Here is a 6,979-nt window from a genome sequence, read left to right as displayed (position 1 = left end):
GCCCCTATCCCGCCCCGAACTACCGCCAACGCCTGCAAATCGCCCTGCACTACCTGCTGCCCCAACTGGCCGTTACCCGTGCCGCAGGCTGGCTGGCCGAACGCCGCTGGGGCGTATTGACCACCTTCATCATCCGCGCCTTTGCCGCCCGCTACCGCATCAACCTCGACGAAGCGGCCCGCAGCAATCCCGCCGATTACGCCAGTTTCAACGAATTCTTCATCCGCCCGCTGAAGGACGGCGCAAGGCCGATAGACGGCGACGGGCAAAACCTCTGCCTGCCCGCCGACGGCCGCGTGAGCGAATGCGGCACCATTGAACACGGACGACTGTTGCAGGCCAAAGGCCACAGCTTTACCGCCGCCGAACTGCTGGCAGGCGACGAAGGACTGGCCGCACGTTTTTCAGACGGCCTCTTCCTCACCACCTACCTTTCCCCGCGCGACTACCACCGCGTCCACATGCCCTGCGACGGCACTTTGCGCCGCATGATTTATGTGCCGGGCGAACTGTTTTCCGTCAATCCCTTCCTAGCCGAACACGTCCCCAACCTGTTTGCCCGCAACGAACGCCTCATCTGCCTCTTTGATACAGAATTCGGCAGCATGGTGCAGATTTTGGTCGGCGCCACCGTAACCGCCAGCATCAGTACGGTGTGGGCGGGCGTCGTCAATCCGCCGCGCACCGCCGCCGTGCGCCAATGGGACTATCCCGAATCGGGCGACGGCGCGGTCGTCCTGCGCAAAGGCGAAGAAATGGGCGCATTCCGCCTCGGCTCCACCGTCATCAACCTTTTCCCGCACGGCAGCGTCCGCTTAAACGAACGCCTGCAAGCAGGCGTGGAAACGCGGATGGGCGAAACCATGGCGCAACGGCTGTCCTAACACGCCGCATTGAAATACAGAAAGGCCGTCTGAAAACCGATTTTCAGGTTTTCAGACGGCCTTTTATGCTGTTTCCTATACGGCAGACCGCATCAGCAGTGAACCAGCGTACCTTCGTTTTCACCGCAAACCACGCGTTTGAGCGCGCCTTCTTTGGCGATGCCGAACACGACGATGTTGAGCTGGCGTTCGCGGCACAGGGCGAAGGCGGTGGCATCCATGACTTTCAGTCGTTTGCTCAAAGCCTCGTCGAAAGTGATGGTTTCATAGCGGACGGCGGACGGGTCTTTTTTCGGGTCGGCAGTGTACACGCCATCGACATTGGTGGCCTTCAACATCACGTCGCAGTTCATTTCCGCGCCGCGCAGCGAGGCGGCGGTGTCGGTGGTGAAGAAGGGATTGCCGGTACCGCCGGCGAAAATCACGACTTTGCCTTCTCTCAGATACTGGATGGCTTTCGGACGGGCGTAGGTTTCGGCAATCTGCTGCATAGGCAGTGCGGATTGGACGCGGGCTTTCACGCCGGCGGATTCGAATGCGTCTTTCAAAGCCAAGGCATTCATGACGGTGGCCATCATGCCCATATAGTCGGCCGTCGCACGGTCCATGTTGTCGGCCTGCGTGGAAACGCCGCGGAAGATGTTGCCGCCGCCGATGACGATGCCGACCTGTACGCCGAGTTCGACGATTTCTTTTACCTGGCCGACAATCTGCATGATGGTTTCGCGGTTGATACCGAAGGCATCATTGCCCATCAGGGCTTCGCCGGACAGTTTCAACAGGATTCGTTTGTATTTGGTTTGCGGGGTCATGTGGGATTCCTTTCGGCTGGGAGAACGTGGATAAACGGCGCGCATTATACGCGCTAAACCCCGGCTTTATAAACAGGTAAGGCCGTCTGAAAGCAGGCTTTACACGATAAAGCAGCTTTCAGACGGCCTCTTGTCATCCCGACGGAACGTTTAGCCGGAGAATTTCTTGAACACCAGCGTGCCGTTGGTGCCGCCGAAGCCGAAGGAGTTGGAGATGGCAACGTCGATTTTCGCGTCGCGCGCTTCGTTGGCGCAGTAGTCCAAATCGCAGCCTGCTTCGATGTCTTGTTCGAAGATGTTGATGGTCGGCGGGGATTTTTGCTCGTGTACCGCCAACACGCTGTACACTGCTTCCACGCCGCCCGCCGCGCCGAGCAAGTGGCCGGTCATGGATTTGGTGGAATTGACGATGACTTTGCGGGCATGATCGCCCAACGCAAGTTTGAGCGCTTTGGTTTCGTTGGCATCGCCCAGCGGAGTGGAGGTGCCGTGCGCGTTGACGTAATCGACGTCTTCGGGATTCAATCCGGCATCTTTCAACGCACGGGTAACTGCCAACGCAGGGCCTTCTTCGTTTGGAGCGGTGATGTGGTAAGCATCGGAACTCATGCCAAAGCCGACGATTTCGGCGTAGATTTTCGCACCGCGTTTTTTGGCGTGTTCCAATTCTTCCAACACCAGCACACCCGCGCCTTCGCCGATAACGAAGCCGTCGCGGCCTTTGTCCCACGGACGGGAAGCGGTGGCGGGGTCGTCGTTGCGGGTGGAAAGGGCTTTCATCGCAGCAAAGCCGCCCACGCCCAAAGTACTGATGGCGCCTTCAGCACCGCCGGCAATCATCACGTCCGCGTCGCCGTATTTAATCAGTCGGGCGGAGTCGCCGATGGAGTGTGCGCCGGTGGTACAGGCGGAAACCATGCCGTAGCTGGGGCCACGGTAGCCTTTGAGGATGGTTACGTGGCCGGAAATCAGGTTAATCAGCGAACCGGGAATAAAGAAGGGGTTGATTCTGCGCGCGCCGCCTTCGAGTACGGTTTTTCCGGTGGCTTCGATGCTGGGCAGGCCGCCGATGCCCGAGCCGATGTTCACGCCGACACGGTCTTTGTCGAGGTTTTCCGCGTCGTCCAAGCCGGAATCGCTGATGGCTTGCAGTGCGGCGGCGATGCCGTAGTGGATGAACACGTCCATGCGGCGGGCTTCTTTGCCGCTGATGTATTGGCCGATGTCGAAATCGCGCACTTCGCCGGCGATTTGGCTGTTGATGTCGGATGCGTCGAAACGGGTGATGAGGCCGATGCCGCTTTTGCCGGACAATAGGTTATTCCAAGCGGTTTGTACGTCGTTGCCGACCGGGGAAACTTGTCCGAGGCCGGTGATGACTACTCTTCTCTGACTCATAGTCTGCTCGCTGTAAAATGGGATTCGGAAGCCGGAACGCGCTTGCGGGGGCGGTTTGTTCCGAGCCGCTGTTAATGAGAAACGACCCCTGTGTGCAGGCAAGCCCGCGCGCAGAGGCCGGAATAGGGCAAAGGCCGTGCTTAACCTTGGTGAGCGTTCACGTAGTCGATGGCCAATTGAACGGTAGTGATTTTTTCGGCTTCTTCGTCAGGAATTTCGCAACCGAAGGCTTCTTCCAAAGCCATAACCAGTTCTACGGTATCCAGAGAGTCTGCGCCCAGGTCGTCTTGGAAGGAAGATTCGTTTTTCACGTCGGCTTCGCTGACACCCAGTTGCTCAGCAACGATTTTCTTCACTTGTTGTTCAATGTTTGACATATTCTTTCGTCCTTAATTTAAAGCCTTGCGGCGGTGGTTAATGTGAAAACTCAAAACGGTGGCATTGTACCCGATTGATTTAGAGTTTTCCATCTAATGATATGTTTGCCTTTCAGACGGCCTTCGGAGGCGGCCGCCGCAGGTGCGAAACGCGGGCATATTAGCATAGGCCGGATTTTGCCGACAAGGGCGTTTTCCGCTGTTTTTTCCAAGGCTTATTCTGCACCGCAGCTGTGCGCGCCCGATTAGTTGCACACGGTCTCGTTTAAAAACCGCAACACCAGTGCCAATTCTTCCGACGCTTCTTCCTGTGTGCCGTTGCCGGTATGGCCGCCGCAGTCGGGGGCGTAGAGCCGGGATTTAGGCGAGATGCCGCGCAGTTTGGCGTAAAACTTCAAGGCGTGGGCGGGGTGTACGCGGTCGTCGGACAGGTTGGTGGTAATGAGTGCTGGCGGGTGGTTTAGGCCGTCTGAAAGGTTGTGATAGGGGGAAAGCCTTTCCAGGTGCGGGCGCATTTCGGTGTCGTTCGGGTCGCCGTATTCCTCTATCCAGCTTGCGCCGGCGGAGAGTTGCGTATAAGCCAGCATGTCGGTCAGGGGGACTTCGCACACAAGCGCGCCGAAGGCCTGCGGTTCGCGCACAAAGGCGGACGCGGTTATCAGGCCGCCGTTGCTGCCGCCCTGTATGGCGATGTGCGGCGGGGAACTCAGGCCGCGTTCGGCCAAGTCGCGCACGACGGCCAGCAGGTCGTCCACGCTGCGGTGTTTGTGTTCGCGCTGGGCGGCAGTGTGCCAGCCCTTGTATTCGCCGCCGCCGCGTATGTTGGCCAAGACGAAGGTGTTGCCTTGCGCCAGCCAATGGCGGCCGATGTTGCCCAGATAGTGCGGCAGTTCGGCCACGTCGAAGCCGCCGTAGGCGTAAACAAGCGTAGGGGTGTCGGCACCGCTGTTTTTGCCGACGTGGAAATACGGTATTTGCGTGCCGTCTGCCGAACGCGCCCAAAGTTGCCGTACGGCGATGCCGTCTGCGTCGAATTGTTTGGGCTGGCGGCGCAGGACGCTCAGTTCGTTTACCTGCAAGTCGAGTGCGTACAGGGTCAGCGGGGTGGTGAAGTCGCTTGCGGCGATGTAGAGCAAGTCGCCGCCCCACGGCTGGTCGGTCAGTTCCAGCGCGCCTTGCGGCAGTTCGGGCAGGGTTTGTTCCTGCCATGTTTTGCCCGTCCATTTCCATGCTTTCAGACGGCCTTTGACATTATCGAGCAGGGAAACGGCGATAAAGCGTTTGGTGGTTTCCACGCTTTCTACCGCCTGCGCGTCGTCGGGGGCGAGCAGCAAGGCGGCCTCGCCCAGTTCGCCTTTGTTGAGTTTGACCGCCACAAGCGCGCCGGCGGGGTAGCTTTTATTGGCACGATGCCACGGCTGCACAAGTTTGATTAAAAGCTGTCCGGCGATGTAGCCGGCGATTTCGCAATCGGGCGGCAGTTTGAGTGCGGCGGTGCGGCCGTCTGAAAAGACTTGATAATAGGTTTTGGTAAAAAAACCCGTGGCCGCTTCGATTAAATCGACGGGCGAACCGAGTCCGTCGAGATAACGCCAGGCCTGCACCATCACGCCGTCTTCCTCCATGCGGAAAACCGGCAGGCCGTCTGAAAATTCCTGTCCGCGCCGCAACAGCCACACTTCGCGCGGATAACCCGACGCGGTGAGCTGGCGTTCGTCCCACGCGGGGCAGACCCACACACTGTCCGCGTCGCGCCAGGCGATGTGGTTTTTGCCTGCGGGAAAATGAAAGCCGCCTGCGACGATGCGGCGGTTGGCCAAATCGAATTCGACGGTATATGCCGCGTCGCCGCCTGCCGCACTCAGCGTCAGCAGGGCTTGCAGGGGCTGTTCGACATAGTGCGACACGCCGTCCAAATACACGTCGTCGCCCAAAATTTCATCGAAATCGGCCACGGAAAACAGGATTTCCCAATCGGGCATCCCCGCACGGTAAGACGCGGCCGAACAGAAGCGGTACACGCCTTTGGGAAATTCCTCGCTTTGATGGAAATGGTACATGCGGGCGCGGTGTTCCTGACAAAAAGGAATCTGCCTCTCGTCCTGCAATTGGGCGAAAATATCGTCCCGCAGGGCGGAAAATTCGACCGAGCCGGCAAACTGCGCTAGTGTTTCGGCATGCGCTTCGGCGGCAAAGCGGCGGGTTTCGGGGTCGTTTAAATCATGAAAGCGGGCGTAAGGGTCGTGCATGGTGGAAGGCCGTCTGAAAAAAGCGGGATTATAGCGGCAAATGTTTATCCGGTCGGATTAGAGGCCGTCTGAAAACGGTTTTCAGACGGCCTCGATAACGTTAACGGGCTGTTTCCTGCGGCAGCAGAATCTTCATTAAAGCGATATTGATATAGTAGTTGCTTCTGCCTATCTTTTCTTTGTGCAGGAATCCGCCTTCCGTCAGTTCGTCCAGATATTTGGCGGCACTGGGGCGGGAAACGTTCAGCGTTTTCATCAGGAAATCGATTTTTGTGTAGGGATGATTGAACAGGTGGTTAATCAGGTCTTGGCTGTAGAAGCTGAAGTTTTGCCTGATGCGGTGTTTGTAGTCCAGCATCGCCCGATGGATGTGTTGTACGGTATCGATGCCGTCCTTGGCGGTTTGTTCCACGGCTTCCAGCATATACAACAGCCAACCTTCCCATTCACCCGTATCGCGTACGTGTTGCAGCAGGCGGTAATATTCGCTTTTGTTCCGCACCAGATAGCGGCTGAGGTATAAGACGGGAATATCCAGCAATCCGGTTAAAACCAGATACAGCACATTGATAATCCTGCCTGTTCTGCCGTTGCCGTCGTAAAACGGGTGGATACTTTCAAACTGATGGTGGAGCAGCGCCATGCGGATAAGCGGGTCGATAGGTTTTTCTGTGTTGTTGTCGTTGATAAATGCTTCCAATCTGCTCATCAGGCGAATGATGTCGTCCATATGTTGCGGCGGAGTATAGACGGTTTCGCCGGTACGGTCGTTTTTCAGCATCGTCCCCGACTGTTTGCGGAATCCGGCACGGTTCTTTTCCAACTCGGCCTGTATCGTCAAAATATGATTGTTGGTCAGCATTCCGTGTTTTTGGATAAGGCCGAAGCCGCAATGCAGTGCTGAAGCATAATTCTGCACTTCTTTGATGGCAGGACTAGACGGGCTTGCTGATATTCCTGCGCGGAACAGTTCGTCATGGGTGGTAATGATATTTTCGATTTCGGAACTGTCTTTGGCTTCCTGCAAAGACAGCGTGTTAATCAGAATGCCTTGGTTGGGAATACTGCGGCAGATGCCTTTTAATTCGGCCAGATAACGATAGGTGGAAGCCAGTTTTTTCAAGACGGCGACCGTTTCGAAATCTATTTCGGGAGGGAATTGTTCGATCGAGTACATTTTAGGGTTTCGGTTAAATGATAAAAAAATCCCGTTTTTTTGCTATATCGCTTCGATATGATAAAAAAACGGGATTTTTTTT

General features: G+C 56.8%; 6 protein-coding genes. 1 reads left to right on the top strand and 5 read right to left on the bottom strand.

The features are described 5' to 3' along the window. Window positions 1-884 (top strand): archaetidylserine decarboxylase (asd, locus tag ACTHSL_RS06650; protein WP_440380812.1); only part of this gene is annotated, 884 nt, incomplete at its 5' end. A 92-nt stretch (window positions 885-976) separates the two neighbouring features. Here the strand turns inward: asd and pyrH are convergent. The 5 genes from pyrH to ACTHSL_RS06625 all read right to left on the bottom strand — a co-directional run bounded on the left by pyrH (window position 977) and on the right by ACTHSL_RS06625 (window position 6,897). After that, window positions 977-1,696 carry a UMP kinase gene (gene pyrH / locus ACTHSL_RS06645; protein WP_440380811.1) on the bottom strand — a complete coding sequence of 240 codons (720 nt, stop codon included), beginning with the start codon at window positions 1,694-1,696 and terminating at the stop codon, window positions 977-979. Window positions 1,697-1,846: 150 nt separating this feature from the next. Next, entirely contained in the window at window positions 1,847-3,094 is a 1,248-nt protein-coding gene (gene fabF / locus ACTHSL_RS06640) for a beta-ketoacyl-ACP synthase II (protein ID WP_107855014.1), read from the bottom strand. A 140-nt stretch (window positions 3,095-3,234) separates the two neighbouring features. Next, window positions 3,235-3,471 (bottom strand): acyl carrier protein, encoded by a 237-nt coding sequence (gene acpP, locus ACTHSL_RS06635; RefSeq protein ID WP_003772398.1) that lies wholly within the window; start codon window positions 3,469-3,471, stop codon window positions 3,235-3,237. A gap of 245 nt (window positions 3,472-3,716) precedes the next feature. After that, window positions 3,717-5,720: a prolyl oligopeptidase family serine peptidase gene (locus ACTHSL_RS06630; protein ID WP_440380810.1), complete on the bottom strand. Its 2,004-nt coding sequence runs from the start codon at window positions 5,718-5,720 to the stop codon at window positions 3,717-3,719. Window positions 5,721-5,820: 100 nt separating this feature from the next. After that, window positions 5,821-6,897 carry a Fic family protein gene (locus ACTHSL_RS06625; RefSeq protein WP_440380809.1) on the bottom strand — a complete coding sequence of 359 codons (1,077 nt, stop codon included), beginning with the start codon at window positions 6,895-6,897 and terminating at the stop codon, window positions 5,821-5,823. Window positions 6,898-6,979: the final 82 nt, after the last annotated feature.

Origin of the sequence: Neisseria sp. P0008.S010 (assembly GCF_051962715.1) — a bacterium.
GTDB classification, from domain to species: Bacteria; Pseudomonadota; Gammaproteobacteria; order Burkholderiales; family Neisseriaceae; genus Neisseria; species Neisseria elongata.
This window is presented reverse-complemented; position numbering and strand designations above follow the sequence as displayed.

Coding starts and splice junctions, on each gene's coding strand:
- pyrH (WP_440380811.1), bottom strand. CDS start 1,696: ATGACCCCGCAAACCAAATACAAACGAATCCTGTTGAAACTGTCCGGC.
- fabF (WP_107855014.1), bottom strand. CDS start 3,094: ATGAGTCAGAGAAGAGTAGTCATCACCGGCCTCGGACAAGTTTCCCCG.
- acpP (WP_003772398.1), bottom strand. CDS start 3,471: ATGTCAAACATTGAACAACAAGTGAAGAAAATCGTTGCTGAGCAACTG.
- ACTHSL_RS06630 (WP_440380810.1), bottom strand. CDS start 5,720: ATGCACGACCCTTACGCCCGCTTTCATGATTTAAACGACCCCGAAACC.
- ACTHSL_RS06625 (WP_440380809.1), bottom strand. CDS start 6,897: ATGTACTCGATCGAACAATTCCCTCCCGAAATAGATTTCGAAACGGTC.